Origin of the sequence: Anaeromassilibacillus sp. An250 (assembly GCF_002159845.1) — a bacterium.
GTDB classification, from domain to species: domain Bacteria; phylum Bacillota; class Clostridia; order Oscillospirales; family Acutalibacteraceae; genus Anaeromassilibacillus; species Anaeromassilibacillus stercoravium.
The window spans coordinates 96,774-121,606 of the sequence record NZ_NFJK01000009.1 but is presented as its reverse complement, the minus strand read 5'-3'; the positions used below and the strand labels follow the sequence as shown (position 1 = coordinate 121,606).

The 24,833-nt window shown below is 52.7% G+C and carries 34 protein-coding genes; 12 read left to right on the top strand and 22 right to left on the bottom strand.

The features are described 5' to 3' along the window. Positions 1–6: 6 nt before the first annotated feature. From B5F54_RS09895 to B5F54_RS09860, 8 genes are all read right to left on the bottom strand, one after another. On the bottom strand, positions 7–318 hold the full coding sequence (locus tag B5F54_RS09895; RefSeq protein ID WP_087233774.1) for a hypothetical protein: 312 nt from the start codon (positions 316–318) through the stop codon (positions 7–9). Next, the gene (locus B5F54_RS09890; protein ID WP_087233772.1) at positions 318–560 is read right to left on the bottom strand and encodes a hypothetical protein; all 243 of its coding nucleotides are present in this window, start codon (positions 558–560) and stop codon (positions 318–320) included. Before B5F54_RS09890 ends, B5F54_RS09895 begins: the two co-directional genes overlap by 1 nt. Beyond that, entirely contained in the window at positions 535–1,419 is an 885-nt protein-coding gene (locus tag B5F54_RS09885) for a hypothetical protein (protein ID WP_087233769.1), read from the bottom strand. The genes B5F54_RS09890 and B5F54_RS09885 overlap by 26 nt, the downstream gene beginning before the upstream one ends. After that, positions 1,416–1,979 (bottom strand): metallophosphoesterase, encoded by a 564-nt coding sequence (locus B5F54_RS09880; RefSeq protein ID WP_087233765.1) that lies wholly within the window; start codon positions 1,977–1,979, stop codon positions 1,416–1,418. The genes B5F54_RS09885 and B5F54_RS09880 overlap by 4 nt, the downstream gene beginning before the upstream one ends. Further along, positions 1,976–3,220: a hypothetical protein gene (locus B5F54_RS09875; RefSeq protein WP_087233762.1), complete on the bottom strand. Its 1,245-nt coding sequence runs from the start codon at positions 3,218–3,220 to the stop codon at positions 1,976–1,978. The genes B5F54_RS09880 and B5F54_RS09875 overlap by 4 nt, the downstream gene beginning before the upstream one ends. Next, complete coding sequence (locus tag B5F54_RS09870) at positions 3,201–3,563, bottom strand: hypothetical protein (protein ID WP_087233760.1); 363 nt, start codon at positions 3,561–3,563, stop codon at positions 3,201–3,203. The genes B5F54_RS09875 and B5F54_RS09870 overlap by 20 nt, the downstream gene beginning before the upstream one ends. Further along, complete coding sequence (locus B5F54_RS09865; RefSeq protein ID WP_087233757.1) at positions 3,560–4,279, bottom strand: metallophosphoesterase; 720 nt, start codon at positions 4,277–4,279, stop codon at positions 3,560–3,562. The genes B5F54_RS09870 and B5F54_RS09865 overlap by 4 nt, the downstream gene beginning before the upstream one ends. 154 nt (positions 4,280–4,433) lie before the next feature. Then, positions 4,434–4,817, bottom strand: coding sequence for a helix-turn-helix domain-containing protein (locus tag B5F54_RS09860; RefSeq protein ID WP_087233754.1), 384 nt, complete (start codon positions 4,815–4,817; stop codon positions 4,434–4,436). Positions 4,818–4,960: 143 nt separating this feature from the next. Here B5F54_RS09860 and B5F54_RS09855 point away from each other — a divergent pair, with 143 nt between their 5' ends. Further along, a complete protein-coding gene (locus tag B5F54_RS09855; RefSeq protein ID WP_087233751.1) occupies positions 4,961–5,320 on the top strand; it encodes a helix-turn-helix domain-containing protein in 360 nt (119 codons plus the stop codon). A 41-nt stretch (positions 5,321–5,361) separates the two neighbouring features. On the opposite strand, the gene B5F54_RS09850 is transcribed toward B5F54_RS09855, so the two are convergent. Further along, on the bottom strand, positions 5,362–5,655 hold the full coding sequence (locus tag B5F54_RS09850; RefSeq protein ID WP_087233748.1) for a helix-turn-helix domain-containing protein: 294 nt from the start codon (positions 5,653–5,655) through the stop codon (positions 5,362–5,364). 53 nt (positions 5,656–5,708) lie between these two features. Then, positions 5,709–6,032, bottom strand: a complete 324-nt coding sequence (locus tag B5F54_RS09845) for a hypothetical protein (protein ID WP_087233745.1) — start codon at positions 6,030–6,032, stop codon at positions 5,709–5,711. Between the two features lie 437 nt (positions 6,033–6,469). Between B5F54_RS09845 and B5F54_RS09840 the strand changes: the two genes are divergently transcribed. Genes B5F54_RS09840 through B5F54_RS09815 form a run of 6 tightly spaced genes read left to right on the top strand, consistent with a single transcriptional unit; the run spans position 6,470 to position 11,955 of the window. Further along, positions 6,470–7,075 (top strand): recombinase family protein, encoded by a 606-nt coding sequence (locus B5F54_RS09840; RefSeq protein ID WP_087233742.1) that lies wholly within the window; start codon positions 6,470–6,472, stop codon positions 7,073–7,075. Further along, positions 6,996–8,948 (top strand): recombinase family protein, encoded by a 1,953-nt coding sequence (locus B5F54_RS09835; protein ID WP_235396394.1) that lies wholly within the window; start codon positions 6,996–6,998, stop codon positions 8,946–8,948. The genes B5F54_RS09840 and B5F54_RS09835 overlap by 80 nt, the downstream gene beginning before the upstream one ends. After that, a complete protein-coding gene (locus B5F54_RS09830) occupies positions 8,949–9,734 on the top strand; it encodes a hypothetical protein (protein ID WP_195450674.1) in 786 nt (261 codons plus the stop codon). A gap of 10 nt (positions 9,735–9,744) precedes the next feature. Beyond that, positions 9,745–10,152, top strand: a complete 408-nt coding sequence (locus B5F54_RS09825) for a hypothetical protein (protein WP_087233736.1) — start codon at positions 9,745–9,747, stop codon at positions 10,150–10,152. Continuing rightward, entirely contained in the window at positions 10,133–11,086 is a 954-nt protein-coding gene (locus B5F54_RS09820; protein WP_087233733.1) for a hypothetical protein, read from the top strand. The genes B5F54_RS09825 and B5F54_RS09820 overlap by 20 nt, the downstream gene beginning before the upstream one ends. Then, positions 11,086–11,955 carry a DUF6551 family protein gene (locus B5F54_RS09815; protein WP_087233730.1) on the top strand — a complete coding sequence of 290 codons (870 nt, stop codon included), beginning with the start codon at positions 11,086–11,088 and terminating at the stop codon, positions 11,953–11,955. Before B5F54_RS09820 ends, B5F54_RS09815 begins: the two co-directional genes overlap by 1 nt. On the opposite strand, the gene B5F54_RS18290 is transcribed toward B5F54_RS09815, so the two are convergent. The 12 genes from B5F54_RS18290 to B5F54_RS09765 form a co-directional block, all read right to left on the bottom strand. Beyond that, a complete protein-coding gene (locus tag B5F54_RS18290) occupies positions 11,856–12,212 on the bottom strand; it encodes a HipA domain-containing protein (protein WP_330396775.1) in 357 nt (118 codons plus the stop codon). The two genes, B5F54_RS09815 and B5F54_RS18290, sit on opposite strands and share 100 nt — an antisense overlap. Positions 12,213–12,267: 55 nt before the next feature. After that, positions 12,268–12,978: a hypothetical protein gene (locus B5F54_RS09810; RefSeq protein ID WP_087233727.1), complete on the bottom strand. Its 711-nt coding sequence runs from the start codon at positions 12,976–12,978 to the stop codon at positions 12,268–12,270. A gap of 295 nt (positions 12,979–13,273) precedes the next feature. After that, on the bottom strand, positions 13,274–14,533 hold the full coding sequence (locus tag B5F54_RS09805) for a type II toxin-antitoxin system HipA family toxin (RefSeq protein WP_087233725.1): 1,260 nt from the start codon (positions 14,531–14,533) through the stop codon (positions 13,274–13,276). 3 nt (positions 14,534–14,536) lie between these two features. After that, complete coding sequence (locus B5F54_RS09800) at positions 14,537–14,857, bottom strand: helix-turn-helix domain-containing protein (RefSeq protein WP_087233722.1); 321 nt, start codon at positions 14,855–14,857, stop codon at positions 14,537–14,539. Positions 14,858–14,923: 66 nt separating this feature from the next. Beyond that, positions 14,924–16,570, bottom strand: coding sequence for a recombinase family protein (locus B5F54_RS09795; protein ID WP_172749676.1), 1,647 nt, complete (start codon positions 16,568–16,570; stop codon positions 14,924–14,926). Further along, positions 16,527–17,432, bottom strand: coding sequence for a recombinase family protein (locus tag B5F54_RS09790; RefSeq protein WP_087233717.1), 906 nt, complete (start codon positions 17,430–17,432; stop codon positions 16,527–16,529). Before B5F54_RS09790 ends, B5F54_RS09795 begins: the two co-directional genes overlap by 44 nt. Positions 17,433–17,449: 17 nt before the next feature. Next, positions 17,450–18,991, bottom strand: a complete 1,542-nt coding sequence (locus B5F54_RS09785; RefSeq protein ID WP_087233714.1) for a recombinase family protein — start codon at positions 18,989–18,991, stop codon at positions 17,450–17,452. Positions 18,992–19,184: 193 nt separating this feature from the next. Next, a complete protein-coding gene (locus B5F54_RS17315; protein ID WP_140400354.1) occupies positions 19,185–19,343 on the bottom strand; it encodes an SHOCT domain-containing protein in 159 nt (52 codons plus the stop codon). 555 nt (positions 19,344–19,898) lie between these two features. Further along, positions 19,899–20,375 (bottom strand): hypothetical protein, encoded by a 477-nt coding sequence (locus B5F54_RS09780; RefSeq protein ID WP_071430683.1) that lies wholly within the window; start codon positions 20,373–20,375, stop codon positions 19,899–19,901. Between the two features lie 198 nt (positions 20,376–20,573). Next, positions 20,574–20,822 carry a hypothetical protein gene (locus tag B5F54_RS09775; protein WP_071430685.1) on the bottom strand — a complete coding sequence of 83 codons (249 nt, stop codon included), beginning with the start codon at positions 20,820–20,822 and terminating at the stop codon, positions 20,574–20,576. Continuing rightward, positions 20,819–21,553: an ImmA/IrrE family metallo-endopeptidase gene (locus B5F54_RS09770; protein WP_071430687.1), complete on the bottom strand. Its 735-nt coding sequence runs from the start codon at positions 21,551–21,553 to the stop codon at positions 20,819–20,821. Before B5F54_RS09770 ends, B5F54_RS09775 begins: the two co-directional genes overlap by 4 nt. Before the next feature lie 2 nt (positions 21,554–21,555). Then, a complete protein-coding gene (locus B5F54_RS09765; protein WP_071430689.1) occupies positions 21,556–21,807 on the bottom strand; it encodes a hypothetical protein in 252 nt (83 codons plus the stop codon). A 263-nt stretch (positions 21,808–22,070) separates the two neighbouring features. Here B5F54_RS09765 and B5F54_RS09760 point away from each other — a divergent pair, with 263 nt between their 5' ends. From B5F54_RS09760 to B5F54_RS09740, 5 genes are all read left to right on the top strand, one after another. Next, a complete protein-coding gene (locus B5F54_RS09760; protein ID WP_071430691.1) occupies positions 22,071–22,493 on the top strand; it encodes a helix-turn-helix domain-containing protein in 423 nt (140 codons plus the stop codon). A gap of 71 nt (positions 22,494–22,564) precedes the next feature. Then, positions 22,565–23,080 (top strand): ImmA/IrrE family metallo-endopeptidase, encoded by a 516-nt coding sequence (locus B5F54_RS09755; RefSeq protein ID WP_071430693.1) that lies wholly within the window; start codon positions 22,565–22,567, stop codon positions 23,078–23,080. 43 nt (positions 23,081–23,123) lie between these two features. Beyond that, positions 23,124–23,429: a carboxylate--amine ligase gene (locus tag B5F54_RS09750; protein ID WP_071430695.1), complete on the top strand. Its 306-nt coding sequence runs from the start codon at positions 23,124–23,126 to the stop codon at positions 23,427–23,429. Further along, entirely contained in the window at positions 23,426–24,412 is a 987-nt protein-coding gene (locus tag B5F54_RS18270; protein WP_071430698.1) for an SEC-C metal-binding domain-containing protein, read from the top strand. The genes B5F54_RS09750 and B5F54_RS18270 overlap by 4 nt, the downstream gene beginning before the upstream one ends. 4 nt (positions 24,413–24,416) lie before the next feature. Beyond that, positions 24,417–24,833: a UPF0158 family protein gene (locus B5F54_RS09740; RefSeq protein WP_071430700.1), complete on the top strand. Its 417-nt coding sequence runs from the start codon at positions 24,417–24,419 to the stop codon at positions 24,831–24,833.

Here is a 24,833-nt window from a genome sequence, read left to right as displayed (position 1 = left end):
TGCCGCTTAGCCCTGACATTCATCCCGGATGAAATCATATAGGGCTTCCGGCTCCTTCAGACACCATTTGGTTTTTTCGTCTTCGGTCCAGACCTCATAGTCCGGAGCGGCATCGTAAATCCACCAGCTGATGTAGTCGTACTTGTCGTTGACCGCTTCCTCCAACACATTCAGTAAGGCGGAAAGAAGCTGCGGCCCGCCCTCAAAAACGAAATGACCATCGCCCACCAGATTGAGCGCCTCACTGAATTGTGCGTCTCTTTTCCTCTGGGCTTGGATCTTCCGCAGGGCTTCGCAGAAGGTTTTCTTGGACAGCATCAGAAATCACCTCGGGGTTCGTAGCTCTCCGCTTCCAACTCAGCTTTCCATTTCAGAAGCAGCGAAACGGCCTCTTCCTGCGTGGCAGGATCGGTGCAGAATTCAAAGAAACGCACGATCAGCATTTCCGGTGTCAGACCAAGTGGTGCTATCACTGTTTTCAGTTCTTCCAACACATCCGCATCCACTTGAATCTCCACAATTTCGTACTTCTTCTCATCCATTGGATTTTTCATCTCCATTTGAATCTTCCTGCCGGAGCTCAGCAAGCCGCTGCTGAAACAACTCCAGAAGTTCTTTCCAGACCTGCGGCTTCTTGAGAGGCTCCATCGGTTCTTCCAGTTCCCGCTCCAGATCGGCCACGGCCACCGACAGCGTCTTTTCATCGAACAGGCGGTAGTGACATCGGGCATATCGGACGACCGCTTCGCTCTCCTCATCTTCCGTTCGCATGGCATAGCGGAGGGCACAGTTGATGACACAGCCAAAGTCATCCACATAGTCGAAATCGAACCAGGAGGCCGGACAGAGGACAAGATCATCCTTCCCTTCATCGGTGATCACCAGCCCGATGTTTTCACGGCTTACCCGTTCCAACACGGCATCCAGATCAGCTGCCAGCGCCTGACGTGAGATGCGCTCCATGCTTTCCAGTGATTGTAAAATCGGCATTGTTTCCTTCCTCCTGTCCTCTTGTCCGATTTCTTCAGATATGAGCAGTCGGCTGAGACTGTTCCACAGCCGGGGATATGGCTCCTGTTCTCCATATCGGTTCAGATGATATTGAATCTCCGCCGCAGCGGCGGAACGGGTGCTCTCGTCCAGGCAGCTCAGATTCCGGCAGGTGAAATCCACAGCGATGCTGGGCATATAGGTGTGCCGTCCCATACTGTACCGAATCGCCGCCAGAATGATATGCCGCAGTCCTTCCTCCCAAACGGGGGCAAGGATTCTTGCCGGAAACAGCAGTCCTGTGTTCCCCTTTCGGGATTGGAGTGGCAGGCCGCTTTCCTCGGCTCGCTCCAGCGTGTGCTGCCAGTCTCGACGAGCGATGGAACTGGCCAGAGGTTCCGCCTCATAAAATCCCTTTCTTCTTTTCACGGCTGCACCTCCGGTTCCGCTTTCTGCTGGCCTTTATGCAGGAGATTGTTGGCTTCCATCTCCTCGAAGGTGACCGGCTCGAAGCGATTGACATCCACCCCGGCATTCAGCATCCGCTCGTTTGCCTGAATGAGCGGCCAGTAGTCCGCATCGGTATTTCCGTGGATGTGACCAAAGACCATGTAGCACCGCATGATATGCGGCCAGGACATCATGGGGTAGTGGCAGAGGGTGTACTGCCGCTTTCCGTCCGTGATATACAGCAGATTGCTCACGCTTTCAAAGAATCGCTCCGTCTGACAATTCTGGACCCATCCCCGGTCGTGATTCTCAAGGATGAGATGCTTCTTTCCCCGCAGCCGCCGCAGGTATTCCTCCGGCGGCTTTTTGCTCCGGTAGATGAGGTCGCCGAGGATATAGACGGTATCCTTCCCTGTGACCTTGCGGTTCCAGTTTTCGATGAGGGTTTCGTCCATCTCCTCAATGCTGGAGAAGGGCCGGTTGCAAAGCCGGATGCAGTTCTCGTGACCGAGATGCAGGTCAGAGGTAAAGAAAATCATGGGGATTCACCGTCCTTCTTCAACCGGGGAACCGGGATTGGCTGCCACCGGCAGTAGTTTGCAAGTTCGTCCCGGCGCTCAAGGGGCAGATTCATAAAATCGACGATACGCTCGCCTGGGAACCAGGCGTGGCAGTAGGCGGGAAGAACTCCTTCCGGCACGATGCCGATGGGCTCCTCTCCGGTCAGGCGGGCCTTCAATTCCTCAGCATTGCGGATACATACGGGAATGTCTGCCCGATGGAGTGCGAGGAAGAAGTGGATGGCCTCCACCGTCCGGGTCTCCGCAAGACCGGCCACCGCCAGATAGTAACCATGCTCATCCCGGCACACGATGCAGTCGATGTGTGTGCTGTTGCCGCCCCGGCATACCTCCCAGGGGTGGCCGATGCGTGGCCGCTCTTTCAGCCAGCGATCAAAGGCATCGGGGGAATTCCCGTCCAATTTGGACAGGCCCTCGTCCCGCCCATCCGCGTGGAGAAGGTACTGCTCCTTGTCCGGTTTCTCCGTTCCGGCATATCCCATGGCCCGGTAGCCCAGAGCGCAGGCATGATAGAAGTCGTTTGCGGTCATGGACGGGAGTCTTCTGTTTGCTTCCAGGGGATAGCCTGCCGCCGAGGCAAGAAACTCATCCACCTCCTGCCGGGAGATATTCTGGAAGAACTTCTCTTTCCATTCGGGAAAGACCTTCCACAGATCCCGGCGCAGGACGGTTCCCGTCCGATGCCAGACGGGCAGATTCCGCTCCACCAGCTTCGGATAGCTGCCATCCTCCACCGCCTGCACGGCGTCCCGCACGGCTTCCTCCAGCCAGGAGGTAAATGGGGAGATGTCATGGGGGAAAGATCTCTCTTTGCGGCAGTCCACCTCCAGCACATGGTTATGGCTCAGGAATACCGCCCGGTATCCGATCTTCTGATCTTCACCGGCGGAAAAGTGGAACCACTCCACCTCCTCCGGGAACTCGGAACGCCACCAGGCTTCAAATTCCTCGTAGCTCTCCACCTGCCCATCCTCCCGTAGATCCTCAAAACTGCCGAAGTCCTCGATGGTTCCCCGCTCGGCACGAAGCCAAAGCTCCCAGCTGTTGTGCTCCGGGTCAGGTTCCAGCCGGTAGAGCAGCCGGAAGATCCGGTCGATGGCCCCATAGGATGCCTCGTCGTAGGAGAAAGAGCAGTCGATGTTTCGGTATCCCACCCGGCCCAGCCAGCTGATATAGTGCTTAATCTCCGGTGCCTTCATGGCGTTCACCTCCTTGTGCTTGTTGCGTTTCCTCGTCCGCTCTCTCCTCAAATTGGGTTCGGAAGAGAGCAATGTGTTCTCTCACAAGAGTAGGATGTTTGTCATAGACATGGCGGCAAAGGGCCTTGTACAGAGCAAGGAATCTCTGGTCATCCCCGAAGTCCATAAGGCCGTCCATGATCCGCTCGATCTCCTGCTCCCCGGTGATCCTGTCCTTCACCACCTGTTCCACCAATTGACTGTATTGCTGGTATGCGGTATCCATCAGGCGGGAGAGCCTCTGGACGGTTTCACGGATTGCGGCAAAGCAAGCCTCCCGTTCCGTTTTTTCTTCCTCTGTCATCGTATGCTATCTCCCGACAGGAGCTGCGGCGCCGCCTCCACACTGTGGAAGAGGAAGTGCATCCGGTCGATGCGCTTGTTGATATGCCAGTGGCCGCAGAACCAGTGATTGTATTGCAGCTTCCTCTCGATCTCCTCCAGCCACTCCTCGGTAGAGGCATCCACGGTGCTCTGGTCGATCATGGGGAGGAATGCTTCCCGCGGCTCATACCGATAGGGGCAGGTGTGGGAGAGAACGGTATCCACCTGCCAGCCGCAGGCATCCAGCGTCCGGATGACCTTCTCCTTGATCTCCTGAGAAGGCTGCTCGTCCGGCCACCAGCCATATCCTCTGTCCAGCCGGTAAAACTTGTCCACGCTGTAAGCCCCGCCGATTACCAGATGGCAAAGACCCTCCAGATGAAATATCTCCCCATCAGCAGCGAACAGCAGGCGGGGGTAGGTCTCCTCCACCCAGACCGTTCCGCCGTTCCATTCCTTGGTCTGGTAGGATGGCAGGGTAGATGGGCGAACCTCATGATTGCCGTGGATGCACAGGAGCGTGGGTTTCACCTGTGTCAAAAGCTGCTTCATCTCGGCATCCCGCCCGTTCAGGAAATAATTGGCCCCCACATCCCCCAGAAGGACGAGGGTGTCCTGCTCGGTCAGCTTGTGCCGGTCACAGAACTGTACGATCTCACGAGGGTTCCCGTGGATATCGCCCGTGTAGTAGATCATGGACTATCCCACCTTTCGCCCTCCATTATACCAACTTTGGAGGCCCATATCCTGGACTTTTCGAAAACATATTCACTTTCCCAAAAACATATACACTTTTACAGGCAAAAATCGACCGGCAGTCAAAGCACATGACTTCCGGTCGATTGTTTTCTCAGAGCAGGAATGTAAAATCGGAAGCATCCGAATCGATGCACTTCTCCCGGTGTTCTCGCAGAGCTGTCTTTAAGGCTTTCATCATGTCCAGCAGAATGAGAGCCTCACAGATGGTGCAATCTGAGAGGAGCAAGGTGATCTCCTCACTGGCGCACCGTTCCGTGTCGGTGATCTGCTCCATCAACAACCTTTCCGGCGATACGCCGAGGGCATTGGCGATGAGAACAAAGGTGTCCAGGCTCATACTTTTGAGGCCGCTCTCTATGTAACTGATGTAAGAGGGGGTTTTGTCCACCGCCTCGGCGAGCATTGCCTGGGAGAGATGGTTGCGGCGACGGGCTTCGCGGATGTGTTTGCCAATGGCTTTGTAGTCAAGACTCATAATAAGACCTCCAAAAAAATTGTAGCCTTATTATAGTGTCTGGCTTATATCATCGCCTTTGCCTTATATCAATTTCACCCCAAGTTGATATACTCTTAGAAATAGATTAACTGGAGAATATATTTCAAAAAGGGGGGGAGCCGATGGAGGAACATGGTTTGAACGAGCGTCAGCTGATTGGCTCCCGCATTCGGGAGGCGCGAGTCGGCCGGCGGATGAGCCAGGCAGATCTTGCAGCCAAGGCCAATATCTCCCTGCCTCATGTCAGCGCTATTGAAACGGGAAAGACCAATATGAAACTGGAGTCCTTCATCCGGATCATCGAGGCGCTTCAGGTGTCAGCGGACTCCCTGCTTCGGCCCGATGTGCCGGAGGTGCGGAGCCTCTACCAAAGTGAGTTTGACGAGCTGTTGGCCGATTGCTCCCCCAAGGAACTGGATTCCATCCTGAAAATCGTCCGGGAAGTGAAATCCACCATGACCAGAAGAGAAGACAACGATTAAAGCGGCGAGCCGAGGAGTGTTCCAAAGGCCCGCCGCTTTTCTTATGCAGTTGGTTTTTTGGGGACGAACTCCACTTTGAGACGCATCCCCAGGCCATCCGCCAGTCTTTTCAGGGTGCGGAGAGACGGATTGCCGGTTCCGTTTTCGAAACGGCTGATGTCTGCCTGGGCGATACCAGTCACTTCCGCCAGCTGCTTTTGCGTCAGCGACTGTTCATCGCGCCCTTCCAGAATCGCTCTCATGATCTGACGCTCCGGTTCGAGGGCATCCCACTCGGCTTTGAATGCGGGATCTCGGAGCTGTTCATTCAGAGTTTCACGAAAATTCTTGCCCATAGGTCAATCCTCCTTCCTCTGCTGGTAGTCCGCTCGATAATGTCTGTCTAATGTTATAACCCATACTTGTCGACTAAAACATCCCAGCGCTTCTTCGTTTCTGCATCAGAAAGAGATGTGAAAAGGCTAATTATTTTTCCGTCCTCACTATCAAATGTAATCTCATTGTATAATATGTAATCCCAAACTAATCGTCCAGTTTTGTCCCCGAAACGAGCAGGTACGCTATCGTGGATAAATCCATGTTGCTTAGATAGTTTTTCTGCAATTGTGAAGATAAGAGGGAGAGCCGCAGTTGCCACTTTAATCGTTGAAATGAGATCTTCTTCGCCCTCAATTCGCTTTTTTTCAATGCTATTGTCCATGCCGATAACCATTCCTTCCACTTCGAATAGTCTATTAGAATGCAATTTTAAGCTGGTTAAGTACCGTCTGTCGTTTCGTAGTATTTTGCCGAGAAGTTTTCCATACCCACCGCCTTCTCTCTATGTTCATTATATGTGTTATATCACATAATGTCAATGCACATTTCGTTTTCAGGAGTAGCACGGATGGCAGTACATCCTGGATAGGATAAAGCCGAGTGGCAAAATACTGCGATCTCACTATCTTCATCGTACATATATGGTGCAGAAGACTCAATGGGGCTCGTCTTGGGGTAGAAATGGGTTTGCAGCTCGCCGGAAGTCATTGTAATCTGAATCTTTTTTTCTCGTTCATCGACCAGGAGTCAAGTTGTTGACCTCTGGTCGATTTTATTTATAGTCTGTGGCCGCTATAATAGCCCGTAAGAACATTCGCAGGGGGAGCACATATGGAAGAGCTGGCAATAAAGGGCGAAGCAATGGAGCAGGAGATCATGCCGTCCTTTGATTTTCTGCTGGAAGGAGAGGCGGAAAAGAATGCGCTTTTGGCAGAGCATCGTGCCTGGTTAAAAGGCATTCGGCGGGAGCGCCCGCTTCCGAAAAACCATCACCGGGTGGCGGTATACATTCGCTACTTCAACCAAACCCGCTATGAGGATTATCTCTCCGCCCACAAAAAGCAGTTTTTGGACACGCTGGCTCTTTGTCCGAACTGGGAATTTGTCGGTTTCTATGTGGATGAGGGAAGCACCGCACCGAACATGGAAAACGCTCCAGAATGGGCGAGACTCCTGCAAGATTGCTATGAGGGCAAGGTAGATCTGGTGATCACCCAGAAGGCAAGCAATATTTCCAAGAAACTATCGGAGCTCTCTTTCTGTGCCCGGCTTCTTGCGGCGCTGCCAAAGCCGGTGGGCATTTACTTTGTTTCGGAGGATATCTACACAATGGCTTCCTACTACCGGGAGGATCTCCATGATCCGTATTTTCTGCCCGGTCCTGATTGGACGATCCTCCCCGATCACCAGCCTGGGAGGGAAATGCTGCATGATTGACAAGGCCACCCGCAATCGGCTTGCAGAACGAAAGGAACGGGTCCGCCGCCGGATCAACACAAAGGTTGACCCGGAGAACTACGAATTCATCCCTGCCAAGAAGCCTATCGACTACTACGACAACGATATTCCGCAACGAGTCGCCGTGTATGCCCGTGTTTCCACGGACAATGTCCAGCAGACATCCTCCTATGAGCTGCAGAAGAAATACTATGAGGATTTCGTCCTGCATCACCCCAATTGGACGCTGGTTAAAATCTATGCCGATGAGGGCATTAGTGGGACTTCCCTCGTCCATCGGGACGAGTTTAATGCCATGATGACTGACTGCCGCAGCGGTAAAATCGACATGATCATCACCAAAAGCGTGTCCCGTTTTGCCCGGAATGTGGTGGACTGCATCAGCATGGTCCGGATGCTGGCGGAACTGCCCAGCCCGGTGGGCGTGTTTTTCGAGAGCGAATGTATCTTTTCCCTTAAGGATGATTCCCAGATGGCGCTTTCCTTTCAGGCCACCATGGCGCAGGAGGAGTCCCATATCCGCAGCCGGAGCATGGAAACCTCCCTGCGGATGCGGCTGGACGGCGGCTTGCCTTTGACGCCCAAGCTGCTGGGCTATTCTCACGACGGGGATGGAAACCTGGTGGTCAACCCGGAGGAAGCGCCTACGGTGAAGCTCATCTTCTACATGTATCTGTACGGCTACTCCACCAGCGACATCGCGGCGGCGCTTACCGAGCTGGGCCGTAAGACCTACCTGGGAAATATCAAATGGACCTCCAATTCCATTGTTCAGGTTCTTCGCAATGAGCGTCATTGCGGGGATGTGCTGACCCGAAAGACCTTCACCCCGAACTACCTGAACCACAAGTCCAGGAAGAATCGGGGCGACCGCCCCCAGAGCCTTTACCGGAATCACCACGAGGGCATTGTTTCCAGAGATGATTTCATTGCCGTTCAGCACCTTCTGAACAACTCCAAGTATGGACATCGCTCTATCCTCCCGGAGCTGCGGGTGATTGACAGCGGCCTGCTCAAAGGCTTTGTAACCATCAACCCTCGCTGGGCCGGGTTCAAACCTGCGGATTACTTTCAGGCTTCCGCCAGTATCCATCCTCCCGATGAGCAGGCGGAAGAAAGAGCGCCTCTTTCCAGTGTCACTCTGGCTCCTGGGGATTTTGACATGAGGGGTTTTGAGATTACCCGCAGCGAGTTCTTTGATAATTACCACCGTCCTTATGTTCAGTTTCAGGATAAGAGGATCAAATTCAGCACAGCTTGTGTTCGTACATTTGGGAAAGACAACCATGTGGAACTACTGGTCAACCCAGTGGAGATGAAGTTTGCTGTCCGCACGGCGGAAAAAGGCAACCGCAATGCCGTCCTGTTCTCCAAACTGGTGGATGGGAAATACCAGCCCAGAGAGATTGCGGGTGCGGCCTATATGGAAACGCTGTTTCAGCTGTTCGGCTGGAGCCCGGATTTAAAGTATCGGATTGCCGGGCGGCTCTTTCAAAGCCAAAGTGAATCAGCGTATATTTTCGATCTCAATGACGCAGAGGCGTTTATCAAATCTTATCTGCTCTCCGGTCAGCAAGGCGAGCAGGATTCCCATGATTCTGTGCAGCCGCTCTCCATCTCTGGCAAGCGGGTGCGCGCCGTACCGGAGGAGTGGATTCATTCTTTTGGAACGCAGTATTATCTCCACCAGCAATCTTTCCAGCAGGTTCATGACCAGAGCGAGGAGGATTGGAAGATTCGCATAGAGGGGCAGCTTTACGAAACCGGTCAAAAACTCCATGTGACCGGTTTTGAGGAACTGAGAGACTATATCCGCCAGGAATTCAACCGGCGCGGAAAGGAGGAACCATAATTGAGCGAGGAGAGAGGCGAAAAACCCGGTGGTGTGATTGCCGGGATGCTCCGTTCTCTGGAAGGGGAGCAGACGGCCGGGATTGCTCCTGTCATGCCGGAGATGGAAGTGGACGTTCATCAGGCAGGTCATGAAGGCGATGATGTTCTGGAGACGGAGCGGGAATTCAATTACGAGGGCTACCAGGTGGTACGCCGGGAATTCTTTGCCCATATCAATGAGCCATCCGTGACCTTTAACAACTATAAATTCTATGTAAATGCTGCCTGCCTGAATCGATTCCCGAAGGTAGATTATGTGCAGGTGCTGGTCAATCAGGAAAGCAAAATATTGGCGATCCGCCCCTGTCAGGCAGAAGACCGGGATGCCTGCGCCTGGTGTACCAATGGCTCTGGCAGACGAAAGCCGAAGCAAATCACCTGCAAGATCTTCTTTGCCAAGGTGTTTTCTCTGATGGGATGGAATCTGGACTATCGATACAAGCTCCTCGGACGGGTGATCCACGCCAAGGATGAATGGCTTATCGCATTTGACCTGACTGCCACCGAAGTATACCAGCGGGTTCTGAAGGATGGCGAGAAGCCCAGAGCCTCCCGGACGCCGGTGTTCCCGGAAGGTTGGAAAACACAATTTGGCCTGCCGTTCCGGGAACATCAGAAATCCATGCAGGTTGATATTTTTGAAGGATATGCGGTGTATGGGCTTCGGGATCGTGCCTCTACGCCAGAAACGCCTATTGCGGAGGCTCCCATACCGGACGGAAGCGAAGAACAGAATCCATCATAGGAGGCAGAATATGAGTCGAGAAAATCAACCGCAAGCCTCGCTGACCCTTGATCCATTTCGCAATCGAATCCGCATCCACAAGAAAACCATACGCCGCCTGGGCAGTCCTGCCTATGTGCAGTTTTTAGTGAATCCGGAAGAACTTTATATCGCCGTTCTTGGCTCGGACAAGCCTATGATTGGGGGAACGGCAAATAAGGTTCGATTGTCCAGTGTCAGCTTTCACACCAACCAATCCGTAGAGTTTTATAGTTCTACCTTGCTGAGCAATCTGTCGGAGATTGTCGGTGGCTTCGATCTGCGGTTCAATTATCATTTGACAGGAGAGATCGATTCGGTGAACCGGGTCGCCTATTTTTCCCTCCAAACCGTGAAACCGCAGGAGCGCAGGAGGCAATATGGAAGAGAAGGGGTTTAGGGAACTCAGGATCGATCCGGAATTCAAAAACCTGATTCGACCTCTCCGGCGGGAGGAATACCGGCAGCTGGAGCTGAATCTGGTGATGGAGGGCTGCCGGGAGGCCATCGTTGTTTGGGACGGTACCATTGTAGACGGACATAACCGATACGAGATCTGCAATAAATTGAAAATCCCTTATGGCGTAAAAGAACAGGTTTTTCCAAACCGGGATGCGGCAATCGCCTGGATCTGCTCCAATCAACTCGGTCGCCGCAACATTTCAGAGGAGACGAAGAAGTATCTGATCGGCAGGCAGTATGAGGCGGAAAAGAAAGCGCACCGGAATGAGAACGGCTATAATCAGTACTGCCCAAATCCCCTCGCCACAGTTGGAAGAGGCCGTCCGGTAGAGGAAGAGAGCAGTCGACGAACCGCCGCCCGTCTGGGAAAGGAGCATCATGTGTCTGGAGCAACGGTCCAAAAATATGCAAAATACAGCGTGGCGCTGGATGCGATTGCAAAAACCGCGCCGGAATTGATTCCCCACATCCTGTCGGGGACATACAAGATATCCTTCGAAAACATTGTGGCACTGGCGGAGATGGCCCCTGCGGAGCTGAAGGAACTCAGTAAGAAAATCGGGAACAATCCCTATGCCTTTGCCCGATACAGCGATTCACGGCGCAGCCTCTCCACCGAGGCGTCTTCTAAGCCCGGCATACAGGCGGCGGAGCAGCCTGCCATCAAGACGATGCCCGCCTATGATCCGGATGCGGAGGTGGCTGGACTGACCCTCACCATTCCCTCCTGGATGAGCTCCATCGAGCGAACCAGAAATATGGCGCATCTCGCATCCATCTCTCCCGCAGCCAAGGAGAACTTGCAGGCAGCCTTAACAGCGCTGGGAGAAAAGGTGCAGGAGATGCTCGCGGCAATTGAGGAGGATTCCTAATGGCTGATTTCAGCATGTTTGTACCCAATGTCCATTTCGAGCAGATCCCCATTAAAAATCTGGTGTCCAACCAGGAGTATCAGCGAAACATATCCGAACAGCATGTACTGAATGCGGCAGCCCACTTTGATCTATATCAGATCAATCCGGTCAAGGTAAGCCGACGAAACGGCGTCAACTATGTGTTCAATGGGCAGCACACGGTGGAGATCGTCGCGCTGGCCTCCGGTTCTCGGGACACGCCGGTCTGGTGCATGATCTACGACGATCTCAACTATGAGCACGAGGCGGATATCTTCGCCAATCAGATGAAGTTCGTGAAACCCTTAAAGCCCTATGAGGTGTTCATGGCAAATATCGAAGCCGGAAATCAGAAACAGCTCATTATCCGGGATCTGGTGGAGTCCTACTCGCTTTCCATTGGCCAAGTCAGAAACTATGGGGTGGTTTGCGCTGTGTCCACGTTGGAAAGCATCTACGACAAGTTCGGCTATCATGTTCTGGACCGGACACTTCGGCTCTGTGTGGGCACTTGGGAGGGCGATATGAATTCTCTCTCCGCTAATATGCTCAACGGCATTGCCCGCCTGGTCCATACCTTTGGAGATGCGCTGAAGGATGAAAACTTCAAGGAAAAGGTGGGCGAGATGTCGGTAAAGCTGCTCTCCAGAACCGCCAAGGAGCGGCGGCCCGGCTCCATGGGGTATGCCGAGGCCATGCTTATTGCCTACAACCGAAAGTGTAAATATCCGCTTAAGTGGACCAGGCTCTACGAGAAGAATGTGGGGAACAGTGAAGGGCTGGACATTGATACAGATCTGGATGAGGAGGAGAACGAGGACTCCTTCGGAGATAACCCCGAGGAATAAACAAGCGGACGACTCCCCAGGGAATCGTCCGCTTGTGATTTCATGGCCGGAGGGTAGATGAACGCCGCCAGATCCAGATAACTGCTCCCGTCCGCCGCAGAGGCTCTATCGGTTTTTCTCAGTAGTGTCATAGCGGAGGCGAAGTGGATGCGGAGGCGACCGTTCCTGTCAAATTGCTTGACCTGGAAGGTACTGCCGACCTTGGAGAAGGTCTTCGGGCTGGATTCCGGGACATCTAATCCACAGCCGCCCCAGATTATGCGACCTTACCCCATTCGCCGTTGGTAGATACATCGTTCATGCTTAAAAGATTTATGTATTTATAAGGTCGATTGCTGTTGCAAGCAGAATTGCAATGACTTCATCTTCAGAATTATCATACTCCATAACGAATTTATCGGCATAGCCATCCTTAAGATTTAAAGGACAATCATGCAGAGTAGCTACCTGCTTACCCTTATATTGGATTTTGAAACTCTTGCCTTCCTGGTGTGTGATTTTGACACTACCTTCAAGAACCTCGAACTCCAGATTACCAAATGACACATATTTTTTTAGCAATGCGATTTTTTCTTTACCCAAGAATACTGTGCATTTCTTCACCTCTTTTTCAAACAACGGAACACCTGTAGAAATCAGATGCTCTTTAACATAGCCGATTTTATTTCCGTTTGCATCAAACAAATCCAAGATTTCACGGTCGGTGATAGTGTTCTCAGCGTTAGATTTATACTTGAGCGTACCATTGCCGTCAACAATTTGATAACGCCCAAGATAATCATTCATATCAGGCGTTTTCCCAGTAAAGAGGCCGACCATCGTGCCTATGGAATAGGACTTTGATTTGATAACCAGGAAATTTTTCTTGATTCCCTGGATATGTTCGGCCGCAGTTTTCTGCCCTGTGGCTTGACCGAGTTTATTCAGCACGGAGTTTACCACCCCATCTACCGATCCTTTCGGTATGACTTTTTCGGCGATTTTAGCACCAGCTAAAGCTGTGAGTTTACCTTTTAAACTCATAAGCGCACCTCCTATCGTGTTCTGTAAGAGAACTTGTAAATTTCGCGGATAATTAATCCATGCTGCCACTATCTTTATTTCCGCCGAACTCGCAGCCGCGTACATGGTCATGTCCATAATACCATCTGCAGTATCGGTAACCACTGTGAGGGAGACAATTGGTGCAGTCCCCCATTACAATGTCTTTGCCTTTGATTTGGATGCGATGCCAACACACGCTATGACTGTAAAGCGTATTCCGAAGAAACCTAACTTCGATGGAGACGGTTCCTGTGGGAATGGTCCATTTTTAATTTCATGGCCGGAGGGAAAAGGCCGGGCGCATATATTCCACAGCGCCCCGACTGAGGCCATACTGTCCGGCCAGCTGCTCCCAGTGTCCGGATACGGTTTTGCAGATCTCCTCCGCCGCCTGCTGAGCCTCCTGGGGAGATAAGCCGAAGTAGTCAGCGACCTCCAGCGCCAGATCCAGGTCGATGGTGTTGTCGTACTCGCTCACATTGAGGGAGAGACGGTCGCCTGTGGGGACTGGGTTTACATCGTAGAGCGGAGCCAGTCGCCAGCCGGTGAGAGTCAGGAGGAAACCGTGGTTGCGCAGGTGGTCGTCGGTGTTGGACACCGCCATACTGAATACGATCCGTTTCCACAGCTCAGCCAGATCCTGCCTGGGAGCCGCCCCATTGGCGCGGATGAACGCCGCCAGATCCAGATAACTGCTCCCGTCCGCCGCAGAGGCTCCGTCGGTTTTTCCCAGCAGAGTCATGGCGGAGGCAAAATGGATACGGCGGCGGCCATCCCGGTCAAATCGCTTGACCAGGAAGGTGCTGCCGGTCTTGGAGAAGGTCTCCAGCCTGGATTCCGGGACATTCAATCCGCACAGCCGCGCCAGGTCATGCACGACCTTCTCCCATGCGCCGCTGTTGGATTCATCGTGCTTAGACGGAAACTTGGCGATCCACAAAGCGCCGTCCGCTGCCTGCACCGTGGCCTTGGGCCTTGCTCCGCCCAGAGAGGAACCGGGGGCCAGAAGCTCCCGCAGCCATGTTTCGTTCAGGCCGCTTTCGTCATTCTCAAAGGCGATAGAGGCGTTTTCCAGTGTCCGAAGATGAACCCAGGGCGGCGTTGCGAAGGACTTGTCGTTGGAGAGAAAGTCTCCCCCCTCTTCCAGGCTGAACCGCAGTGCCCCCATGCGGGATTCATCGTAGACCCCCAGCAGGAAATCGCTTTCTGTGAGGTTTCGGGGCTTTCGGTCTTCTTTTCTGGCGTCAATTGCCTCCTTGCGCCGCATCAGCAGGCGGCCCCAGCGGTCCGGGCAGGAGTCGGCGAACAGCCCGAAGAGCCGCTTGTCCAGCGGCACATACTGCCGTCCCCGGTAGAGGGCCAGATCCGGGTCCAGAGAGAAGGAACTCTCGGCGGATGTCAGCCAGGCGGGGTCATACTCGAAGGAGAAGGTTTCCTGCCCCCGGATAAAGCTGCAGCGGAGCCGCCCCATCAGGGTGGGGGTCTCTCCACGCCAATTTTCATATACATAGATGGTCTTTTCGTCCTGCGCCATGGGCTACTCTCCTTTCTTGGGCGCCCGCCGTCTGGTAGGCAGCGCCAGGTCTTGCAGCTTCCTGCCGAATTCATCATCTTTGGCAATAAGCAGCAGGTCGCTGTCCATATTGTTCAGTGCGTGCAGCACGGCGGCATAGGAGCCGATGGATACCGTGGGCGCACCCTTCTCGATGGAGATGAGGGTGGCCCGGCTGATCCCCGCCCGCTCCGCCACCAGTTCCAGACTCAGCTTCCGGCGCAGGCGGGCAAGGCGGATCTGCTCACCCATCTGCTCCAGAATCTTTCTTGTCTGCGGCATGATGACCGCCGCTCTTTTGCCCATACATCATCGCCTCCTAACATACATTATAGTATATTACCTTGGCGATTATGTCAATTATATTTGAAGTTATTTGTTTTCCTCATTGAGCGCTTCCTCGATGAGATACCCGCCGCCGAAGATGATGTCCAGCCTGCCGTCGGGATATACCTTTACGCACTCGATCATCTGGTGGACGATGGTATCGTCGTACTCCATCTTTCTCGACGCACGATCTGCGATGATTTGCTGCAGCTGGAGGATGCGGCCATCATTCCCCTGGTCCGAGAGGAGGGCGTCCTCCAGCTTTTTGATTCTCCCTTGCAGGAGTTCGATGGTATCGGAAAGCTCCTTGAATTCCGCCTCATGGCTTTCAATGCCCTCGCCGCTCTCTACGCTCTCATTGATGAGGGACACCATTTTGCGGTTCAGACCATCGTTTTTTCGGCGAAGCAGGTCGATTTCATCGCTGTTCCCGTTCAGCCCGATGGCCTCCCCAATGGTCGCCCTCATAAGTGCCAGATAGGTGGCCTCGTCTTCCTCATTGAAGCGGTTGACCGCCCGGACGATAGCAGCATGGAGCGCTTCCTCGTCTACTGTAGGGGAGGACTTGCAGTACCGCTTTCCGTAGTCCAATCGATTGATGCAGCGCCAGACCACCCGCTTTTTCCCACGGGATGTCCAGGTCACGCGCTTGTATCGGCTCCTGCATTCGGCGCAGATCATCACATTGGACAGCGCATACCGGGAGTATTTTCCGGTGGCCGTAGTGGCTGCTTTGGTGGAGTTTGGCTCCCGACTCATCCGCCTGGCGAGTTCTTCCTGCGTTTTGTGAAAGAGCTCTCGGCTGATGATACCAACATGGCTATTCTGTACATAGTACATGGGTGCCTCACCCGTGTTTTTGCGACGGACCTTGCCAATACAGTCAATTGTGACCGTCTTTTGAAGGATGCTGTCCCCGCAGTATCGTTCATTCCGGAGAATACCCTTAATCATGCTCGCAGAGAAGGAGAATCGTTTTCCTGGTATCTGGAGATTCTCTTCTCTGAGTTTGGTTGAGATCCGGTTGATGGTTTCACCTGACAGGTACATATTGAAGATTCTCTCCACGATGGATGCCTCCTCCGGGACGATCTCCGGTTCTCCGTCCTCGCCCTTTCGGTATCCAAGCAGGCACTTATAATTGAATACGGGCTTGCCGTCCTGGAATCGCTTCCGAAAGCTCCATGTGACATTCTTGCTGATGCTTTCGGATTCAGACTGTGCGAACCCTGCGTAGATGACCAGATAGAGCTCGCTGTCGATTTGCAGTGTGTCTATATTTTGCTCCTCGAAGTAGATGCCAATCCCTCTTGCCCTGAGCATACGCACATGGTCCAGGCAGTCAACAGTGTTTCTGGCAAATCTGGAGACCGACTTGGTGATGATATAGTCGATTTTTCCTGCCAGGCAGTCGTTGATCATCTTTTGGAACTGGGGCCGTTTATCTGCTCGAGTTCCTGAGATGCCCTCATCAGCGTACAGGCCGGCAAATTCCCACTCCGGCTTGGCGGCAATCATTTCGGTGTACACTTTTTTCTGGTTGGTGTAGGAGGTAAGCTGTTCCTCGCTGTCAGTGGATACCCGGCAGTAGGCGGCAACCCGGCGCTGGTGATATTGCTCCTTGTTGACGATCAGCGAGCGCTTCGGCTCAATGACCGATATGGTCTTTTTCGGTATCCTGGTTACATTCATTTTCATCCCCTCCGATCTCTACGTCGGTCTTGGTATGTAGGATCACCTGTCCTCCGCTTCCCAGCGTCAGATAGGCGACGATGTCACTAAAGTAGGCCGGACTGAATTCCTCCTGGGGCGTCATCATGCGCACACGTTTTCGGGCGATGGATGCGGCGATCTGCAGATGTGTATCGCTCTCTGCGTACAGCTGCTCCGCCATCTCAATTGTTTTGGCGATGACCAGGGCGTCACTGGGATTATCCCGCTCCAGTTCGGCATCGATTTCCCTGTTGATTTGCTGAGCCTCTGCCGACAACTCCCTTCGTTTTTTGGGGCGGGGTATGAGCAGGTGGCTGTTAGCGATGATGCGGTTCATCAGGATCGTCACCTTTTCCAGCAGATGCGTATCGGAAATTCGTATGCGCTGTCCGCAATCCGCATTGGTGCATTCCCAGCTTTCCCGAATCCGGTGCCTGTTGCTTACTCTCCTCCGCATTGGCGCCCCGCATTCCGCGCACCGGACCCGGTTCCGGAGCAGGTCGATCCCCTCCAGATTTTTCTCGAAGGTGTTCCGCTGGCGGGCTGTCCGCACCGCAGCAGCCTCCTCATACTGCTCCTCCTCGATGATGGGGTCATATTCTCCATCTCCGAGGTATTTGGCGTTTCCTATGATTCTTGCGATACGGGCTTTATCCCACACATCCGTCCTCTCGCTGTAGGGGATCTTCCTTTCAGTCAACAGTTCGGCAATGCTTTGGAGGGAAGCGCCGTTGATGTAGGCGCTGAATATCTCACGGATGACCATAGCTTCATCCTGTGCGATGACTGTCCTTCCGTTCCGCATAGTGTAACCGTATGGGATATAGCGTATCTTCTTCATTTTGAGGTTCCTCTCCGTCAGAGCATTTCTGTAAATCGCAGCCCGCCGATGAGGGTGACCGTCATTTCATCCCGGCGGGTGATGCGGATGGCCTGGACAATCTCGGCAAACAGCTTTTCATCGAATCGGTCCAGGGGTTCTTCCAACTCCTCCAGCAGTTTTTTCAGCCGTGTCACTTCCTCGATTATATCGGTGATGCCCGAGGAGAATTCACACTGGCGCTCACGCTTCAGTTGGCGCAGTTGGTCGTTGATATCCTGCACCTGAGCTTTGTGGACCTCGTCTTTGAGGTATCCTTTTGCATGGAGCTGTTCCACCATCACCAGCTTGGCATTGAGATCTGCGATGCTCCGGCTGATCTCCCTTGCGGCTGTGTTTTTCCGCTTTTGTTTCAGCTCGGCGGATTCCAGGCGGAGCAGGGTTTGACCCAGAATGTCGTATTCGGAGAACCGAAGCTTGTTGACCATGGCGATGAAGGCATCATAGATCCGATCCTCACTGTAGTAGTTCGAGTCGCATTGGGTGCGATCCTGAATGTGTTTGGAACATCCCCACTTGGCGGTCCCGGAAACCTGCCGCCTGCGAAAATACGAGCCGCACTCAGAACACTGAATGCGGCTCGTAAGAGGATAGATATTTTGCGCTGTGGATTTCCCAAAGATATCCTGACGCTTTTTCAGGAGGGTCTGGACCTTGTCGAAGGTTTCTCGGTCAATGAGCGGAGCGTGGGTCATGGAGGCGTAGAACATATCCTCCTGGCCTCGATTTCGGAACTGTTTGAACGGGACTGTGGTGTCACGGTAGGTTTTCTGGTATTTGCAATCGCCGCAATACCGTTCATTCCCAAGGATGTACGCCACCTTGGTGGAGCGCCAGAGGGATTTCCCGGTCTTAGTTTTGATGCCGCGGCTGTTAAGGTCGCGGGCGATCTCCGATGTAGACTGGCCGCTCAGGTAGTTTTCAAACATCATGCGGACGATGGCCGCCTCCGGTTCATAGACCACCAGTGCCTTTTCCACCAGCCGGAAACCGTATGGAGCGTTGCTGTCCACATACTCACCCGATTGCATCCGTTTCACGATGGAAAGCCGCTGGTTCTGGGAAATAGCCTTGGACTCCTCCTGCGCAATGGCAGAGAAGGTATTGAGGAGCATTTCATCCCCGAGGGCCAGAGTGTAGATTCCCTCTTTCTCGAACTGCACCCCCACGCCGAGCAGCTTCAGCTTCCGGACATATTCCAGAGACTCCTTGGCGTTTCGGGCGAAGCGGGAGACGGACTTGGTGACGATCAGGTCGATTTGGTGCTGTTCGCACATCTTGATCATTCGCTGGAATTCGGTTCGGTTCTGCGCTTTCATGCCAGACAGCCCTTCATCCGCGAAGATCTCCACCAGTTCCCACTCTTTTTTTCTCTGAATGAGGCTGGTATAGACCCGAATCTGGTTGGCATAGGAGTTCTGCTGATCTGCTGAATTGGAAGATACCCGGCAGTAGGCAGCGACTCGGACTTTCCGAATTTCCTGTCTGGTGATGGGCGAGATGAGTTTGGCCTGTGGCATCAGCAGAATCCCCTTTCTGGCTGAATTTTGGATTGTACTACATTTTGGTACAATCCACTTTTACGGTTCAAGCAACATTATATTCAAGAAGAAGATAAAATCCATTGAATAAATGCAGATCAGGAAATTTCTACATAGTCAACAGACTGCGCCGTGCAAACTCCATCAGATTAGACGATGCCGTCCTGACATCCTAATCCGCAATAACAAGATCCGAGCCGGTAAGCTTCTGGTAATATCGCTTGGCTCGCTCGTATTCAGCGGCGGTGATCACACCGCTGTTCCGCATCGATTTCAGCACGACCACGATAAACAGATAGTTTGCACTTTTGGTTTGTGACATGGTAATCATGGTGTGATCCCTCCTAACTGCAAAATTGAATTGATACCACAAAAATAGGGGCCACCCCGTCTGGTTGCGGCAGTGTTGGCTTACTTCGCTACATAGTGGGTGACCCCCATTGCTTCTGATATCAAGACGATTGTTCGTCTTTTTTTGCCTGTATTCGACACTACTTCCCCAGGCCAGGGCGGACATCTAAACTGCGGCGGGCGCCGCACTCCGGGAATCGAACCCCTCCGAGGATCTCTCCGAGCTGCCCCCATTGCTTGAGACTGTGGCTGGGCAGGGGTACCATTGTAGGCGGATGAGGTCTTGACGAAACAGACTGCCACGCCTGCTTTTGGATCGGTGGACCCGCTGGGCACCTTATTGGCCGTCATTGATAGAAGAGAAAGAGGGCTTTGCCCCTTTCTCCCCTACAGGTGGTCATCGCGCACCGTCCGCATCGCTCGCTCATCCGCTGATGTTATTTAGCTGCCGGATATTCAGTTGAAAAGGTTCAATGAAGGCGTCCGAAGAACCCCTTCACTTTACAACGGACATTTTTTCAGCAAATCACAACCATCACCCAAAAATATTTTTCGCTTTTTTCTGAATGAGTCGGATTGCATTCTGGACGCTCTGATAACTGACTCCCATTTGATCCGCATAAGCCTTGTAACTGATCCCATTCAGAATGCAAGCCTGGTAAATTCCATATTGGGTAGGAGTCAGGCTCTCTCGCAGTCTTTGTTCCAGCAGCTTCGTGGAGATTTCTTCTGTGTAATCGACCGTATCAGCCAACCAGTTGGAGTCTGTCACATCTTCAGGGAGCACATCCAGCGATAGAATCGTTGGTTTGGATATGCCGTCTCTATCCGCTTCCTGATCCAGTGACATTGCTCGACGGAACCGCTTTTCCTCCGAACGCAACACCTGCATCACAGTGCGCTCCACCTCTGTTACCTCGCCAGTAGCCTTGATCCGCACCATGCACTTGCCGTCCTCCGTTGTCCAGAGGTCATAGTCGAACTCGACTGGGGTTTTCGGGATTCCTTTCATTGCTTCGTCCTTTCCGCTGGTGCGAAGCAGCGGAATGACGAGGCAACAAAAAGAGCCGCATGACGGTGAGCGTGTAATTCCATACCGATAAATCAGGTGTTTCCATTTTGGAAACATCTGATCATGCGGCATTAGGAAGACTCACCAGTCAGCGGCTCCACAGCACAGCTATCAATATTTATTTGTTAATCTCTGCCCTTATCGGTCTTGATAAAAGCGAAGTTTTAACCGTCTCATACTGAGGACATTAAAGACGGTCTCCTGTCCACAGCGTTTGCACTTTGCTTGGACATGGCCTCTGGTGTCCTCAAATACAGCGATTGAATTGTGTCCACAGAAGGGACATTTCACCATCCTTGTTTTTTGGTTTGCGATGGCATGACGCGCTTTTCGGATCTTCTCCATCATTTCCTCAGACGGCTCAGAGATGCGGATATTCTTTTTCATGCCCACACCTCCAAGGGATCTGAATATTCCCGGTACGGACGATCCTCAATGTAACCGAGATGTCTCAGCCGGATTACAGCCGCCGACTTCGACACGGCAAACTGCCTACACAAAAGAGACAGTGATAACTTGTCACGATATGCGAACACCCCCTCGTAATTGATTAACTTCTTGCCACCGGCAAAATACCACATGGCAAGATCAATTTCTTTTTGCGGCATAAGGATGGCCGCGCCAAGGACATTAGCCTGCCATTCATTCCAGTCCTCGCGAGTCTTTAAGTCGCGGAGCGAATACACTGTCCGTGCCGAGTATTTCTTTGCATAGGCTGACTGCGCAGTTTCACTTTCCATCTGGAACAAAATCTGATGTGCGCACTCATGGGCAAGGGTAAAGCGTCTCTTGCCGCAGAGCTTTTGGACTTGTCCGGGTTGAATAAAGCTGGTGTCCATCAGAATTTGATTTTTCCTGAGTGGGATGGTTCGCTTCACGCCCATCTCTTCCGTGATATACTCGGTATCCGCATAGGCGGTCAGACCACAGATGCTTCCATCCGGGGAAAGATGGGCAAACGACACTTCCAAGCCAAGGTATTCCTTGGCGAACTGGTCAATCGGTGTCCCTCGTGCCATTCGTCGGATGTCCTTGGTTTCGCTGCCGAAAAAGAACTCATTGAAATCCTTGGTTACGGCTACTGCAATTTCTTCGATTTTCTTCTGGGATAAGATCATCGTTAGGTCTCCTTTGCTTCAACAAACCACTTGCTGCCCTCCTGAAACAGATAGGATTCTCTGCCACGGATCAGCACCGTATAGCGAATGCCGCCGCCACCCACCTTTTTGGAAGAGGCACGGCACTTATAGAGTACCTGATCGATCTGAAAAATTAGGCCGTTTTTCCACCGGATGAAGCGCGGATGGAATACGCCCTCCTGATCCACATCCAGATTGACCGAGACATAGGCTTTCCTGCAGTGTGCACTCATGTTTCTCACTCCTTGCTACACATAACGGGCACCGGCAACTTTCTCGTTGCCCGGTGTCCGTTACCAATTTCAGTCCAAACGAAAACGAACATCACATTTTGGTCTGCGCACTCTTGACGGGACACGCAAACCGATATACAATAAATGCGTAAAGCGATTGCGTATTATCATTATATGTAAACGGATTGCTTGTGTCAAGCACTTTTAGGCGGAAAACGCAAATAGATTGCATATTATCACGCTTACAGGTAGGAGGATATACTATGAGGTTCGGAGAAAAGCTCCGCGTACTGCGCAAGGAAAAGGGACTTACTCAGGCGGAACTTGCGAAACTGGCGGGAGTAGGACTCAAGACGATCACCAACTATGAAAAGGGCAGCACATACCCCCAGAACCGCGAGGTGTATGGCATTCTTGCCCGGATTCTCGGCTGCGATGCAGACTATCTGCACAACGAGGGCGACGATTTCATCGCAATGGCGGGGCAGCAATATGGCTATCGGGGCAAGAAGGGCGCCGAGCGACTGCTAAAAGAAGTAAGGGTAGCCTTTTCCGGAGGCGAGATGGCAGAAGAAGATATGGATGAGATGATGCTTGCCATTCAGGAAGCCTATATCGATGCGAAGAAGCGAAACAAGAAATACACGCCCCAAAAGTATCTGAAACAGCAGGAAGGAACGAAGTAAGCCCGCTCTATGGGACTTTTCATCTGTTATATTGAAACAGTACCATTCTGCCCGGAAGGGGTGATACCACTATGCTGATTCGAGCGGAGGAAGCCATTCAAAAAGCCAACCGTATTGTGCGGCAATGCGGCACGAGAAATGCTGACCGGATCGCAAGGGAGCTGGGGCTGATCGTCATGTCTCGTGATTTCTCCCGTCAAAAAGGCGCATACATGGTCATTGAACGAAACCGCTATATCTTTATCAATAAACATCTCGACCCCGTGATGCACGACATTGTTCTGCTCCATGAGATCGGCCATGACCGCCTCCACCGTAAAGATGCAATCCGTGCCGGCGGACTGCAGGAATTCAATATCTTTGACATGAGAGACAAGCGCATGGAATACGAGGCAAATATGTTTGCCGCACAGATCGCCCTTCCAGACGAGGAAATTCTGGAATACATATACGGCGGCTACGATGTGGGCCAGATTGCGCGGGCAATGTCTTCGGACATCAATTTGGTGGCGCTCAAGGTCTCAGAGCTGAACACGAGGGGGTATCGCTTCCGTGAACAGGAACACCGAAGCGATTTCTTAAAATGAACGAGATGGTTTTGCCGGGACAAGCGAAAAGGAGAAAATCAAGATGAAATATTTGCTGTATCGTTCCTTCGGGAATCTGGACAAGGATGTGAAGAAGCACGAGCTGGTGGCTGTGGAGTATGGAAAAGACATCTACGATGTGACCGACGCACTCATCAAGGCAGCTGCGGATGACCTTGCCGGTCTGTCGGAATACGAAAAGTATGAGACCGCCGCCTTCGCTCCGGAGCGGACAAAGGATTTCCGTAAGACCAAGCGGTACGCCTACGAGATGACCGGCATTGTCTATCCTACCCATGCTGACAAGAATATTCTCATTGACTTTGGAATCGTGGAGGAAGCGGAATGAGCAGAGAGGAACCCTATTATATCCCGATGCCGGAGATATACGGGCGAAGAAAACTGAACGCCCTCTATCGGGAGATCCCGCTGAAGGACGCCACTTCCCGGCTCCTGCGGAAGTATTTTAATGCCGCCGCCAATCTGTACGGCATTATCCCCCTGCACAAGCTCTATGGGATCATCGCCTCCCAGAATAAATCCCTTGTAACCAGGGAGGAGTTTCTGGCCTTTGCCGAAATCGCGCGGCATGAGTGTGAGGACTACTACATCCTCGGCAAGTCTGAACTCTATTACGACGGCCCCGAAACGGAGCTGATGGAATATGAGGTCATCGACGTGCAGCTGATCGACGAGGATCTTGATCCCTATCACGAGGTCTTACGGGGCCATCAGGGAAAACCCTACTATGTGCCGGACAAAAAGGAGCTTCTGGCCTACGACAATCCCTTCTACTGGGAGAACACCCCAGAAGCGGAAGCATTCCGCACCTTCCTCCTGACCAAAACCACCGTGCCGGAGGACAAGATGGAAGCGGTTTTCGTAGACATCTACTATGGCCTCCACTGCATGAACGCCGGATTGGAGGATGTGCTGAACCGGTTGGATGAGATTGGCGTGGAGTTCCGCCGCAAAGTGGATGTAGGCGATTTTGCCGAGGTCTATACCCCCTTTCACAACCATGTGCGGATGCAATGCAACCGAGGGCATACTCCTGATGAACTTTTTGCCTTACTTCCCCCGGAAGAACGCATCCCCAAATCCCTTTCCTTTGGTCCGAACATCCGTCAGGCCATTGCGGACGGAACCATGAATCCCGAAGAGTTGCGGCAGGGGATCTTGACGATGGATATGCCAAGTGAAGAACTGCGTATGAGTTTATTGAAAGAGATTGCAGCGGCTCAAACTGCTGCTAAGCCGAAGAAGGTGGGGCGGAATGATCCCTGTCCCTGCGGCAGCGGTAAGAAGTTCAAAAAGTGCTGCGGACGGTGAGCATATGAAAATCAAGCTGCAAACAGTCATAGACGCAATCGAACAGGCCAGCGATGCCTACACGATGCTCTACGACACCAAAACCAACGAAACGGTTTATCTGCCCGATGCGTGGGTCACTGGTGAGACCGACGAGGCGCTTGCCGCTCTGGTTGAGAACGAACCGAAGCGGTTCCTGCATTTTCCGACAAAATATGATATCCACGAATACAGCATCATGGACTCCTTTGTGGACTACCTCCCGCCGGGAAGGATGAAAAACGAACTCGGCGCAGCGATCCGGGGCAGGGGTGCATTCCGGCGCTTCAAGCAGACCATCCGCTTCCACGGCATCGAGCAGCTGTGGTACGACTATCAGGCGGATGCCTACCGGGAGCTGGCAGAGCGCTGGTGCCGGGACAACGATGTGGAGTACGAATAA

Coding starts and splice junctions, on each gene's coding strand:
- B5F54_RS09775 (WP_071430685.1), bottom strand. CDS start 20,822: ATGAAAAAGAATATCCGCATCTCTGAGCCGTCTGAGGAAATGATGGAG.
- B5F54_RS09755 (WP_071430693.1), top strand. CDS start 22,565: ATGCTGATTCGAGCGGAGGAAGCCATTCAAAAAGCCAACCGTATTGTG.
- B5F54_RS09865 (WP_087233757.1), bottom strand. CDS start 4,279: ATGATCTACTACACGGGCGATATCCACGGGAACCCTCGTGAGATCGTA.
- B5F54_RS09895 (WP_087233774.1), bottom strand. CDS start 318: ATGCTGTCCAAGAAAACCTTCTGCGAAGCCCTGCGGAAGATCCAAGCC.
- B5F54_RS09890 (WP_087233772.1), bottom strand. CDS start 560: ATGGAGATGAAAAATCCAATGGATGAGAAGAAGTACGAAATTGTGGAG.
- B5F54_RS09800 (WP_087233722.1), bottom strand. CDS start 14,857: ATGGGCAAAAGAGCGGCGGTCATCATGCCGCAGACAAGAAAGATTCTG.
- B5F54_RS09790 (WP_087233717.1), bottom strand. CDS start 17,432: ATGAAGAAGATACGCTATATCCCATACGGTTACACTATGCGGAACGGA.
- B5F54_RS17315 (WP_140400354.1), bottom strand. CDS start 19,343: ATGATTACCATGTCACAAACCAAAAGTGCAAACTATCTGTTTATCGTG.
- B5F54_RS09840 (WP_087233742.1), top strand. CDS start 6,470: ATGGAAGAGCTGGCAATAAAGGGCGAAGCAATGGAGCAGGAGATCATG.
- B5F54_RS09880 (WP_087233765.1), bottom strand. CDS start 1,979: ATGATTTTCTTTACCTCTGACCTGCATCTCGGTCACGAGAACTGCATC.
- B5F54_RS09785 (WP_087233714.1), bottom strand. CDS start 18,991: ATGCCACAGGCCAAACTCATCTCGCCCATCACCAGACAGGAAATTCGG.
- B5F54_RS09810 (WP_087233727.1), bottom strand. CDS start 12,978: ATGAGTTTAAAAGGTAAACTCACAGCTTTAGCTGGTGCTAAAATCGCC.
- B5F54_RS09845 (WP_087233745.1), bottom strand. CDS start 6,032: ATGGTTATCGGCATGGACAATAGCATTGAAAAAAAGCGAATTGAGGGC.
- B5F54_RS09850 (WP_087233748.1), bottom strand. CDS start 5,655: ATGGGCAAGAATTTTCGTGAAACTCTGAATGAACAGCTCCGAGATCCC.
- B5F54_RS09875 (WP_087233762.1), bottom strand. CDS start 3,220: ATGAAGGCACCGGAGATTAAGCACTATATCAGCTGGCTGGGCCGGGTG.
- B5F54_RS09820 (WP_087233733.1), top strand. CDS start 10,133: ATGGAAGAGAAGGGGTTTAGGGAACTCAGGATCGATCCGGAATTCAAA.
- B5F54_RS09740 (WP_071430700.1), top strand. CDS start 24,417: ATGAAAATCAAGCTGCAAACAGTCATAGACGCAATCGAACAGGCCAGC.
- B5F54_RS09770 (WP_071430687.1), bottom strand. CDS start 21,553: ATGATCTTATCCCAGAAGAAAATCGAAGAAATTGCAGTAGCCGTAACC.
- B5F54_RS09760 (WP_071430691.1), top strand. CDS start 22,071: ATGAGGTTCGGAGAAAAGCTCCGCGTACTGCGCAAGGAAAAGGGACTT.
- B5F54_RS18270 (WP_071430698.1), top strand. CDS start 23,426: ATGAGCAGAGAGGAACCCTATTATATCCCGATGCCGGAGATATACGGG.
- B5F54_RS09835 (WP_235396394.1), top strand. CDS start 6,996: ATGATCCGTATTTTCTGCCCGGTCCTGATTGGACGATCCTCCCCGATC.
- B5F54_RS09870 (WP_087233760.1), bottom strand. CDS start 3,563: ATGACAGAGGAAGAAAAAACGGAACGGGAGGCTTGCTTTGCCGCAATC.
- B5F54_RS09805 (WP_087233725.1), bottom strand. CDS start 14,533: ATGGCGCAGGACGAAAAGACCATCTATGTATATGAAAATTGGCGTGGA.
- B5F54_RS09825 (WP_087233736.1), top strand. CDS start 9,745: ATGAGTCGAGAAAATCAACCGCAAGCCTCGCTGACCCTTGATCCATTT.
- B5F54_RS09860 (WP_087233754.1), bottom strand. CDS start 4,817: ATGAGTCTTGACTACAAAGCCATTGGCAAACACATCCGCGAAGCCCGT.
- B5F54_RS09750 (WP_071430695.1), top strand. CDS start 23,124: ATGAAATATTTGCTGTATCGTTCCTTCGGGAATCTGGACAAGGATGTG.
- B5F54_RS09795 (WP_172749676.1), bottom strand. CDS start 16,570: ATGAATGTAACCAGGATACCGAAAAAGACCATATCGGTCATTGAGCCG.
- B5F54_RS09815 (WP_087233730.1), top strand. CDS start 11,086: ATGGCTGATTTCAGCATGTTTGTACCCAATGTCCATTTCGAGCAGATC.
- B5F54_RS09855 (WP_087233751.1), top strand. CDS start 4,961: ATGGAGGAACATGGTTTGAACGAGCGTCAGCTGATTGGCTCCCGCATT.
- B5F54_RS09780 (WP_071430683.1), bottom strand. CDS start 20,375: ATGAAAGGAATCCCGAAAACCCCAGTCGAGTTCGACTATGACCTCTGG.
- B5F54_RS09765 (WP_071430689.1), bottom strand. CDS start 21,807: ATGAGTGCACACTGCAGGAAAGCCTATGTCTCGGTCAATCTGGATGTG.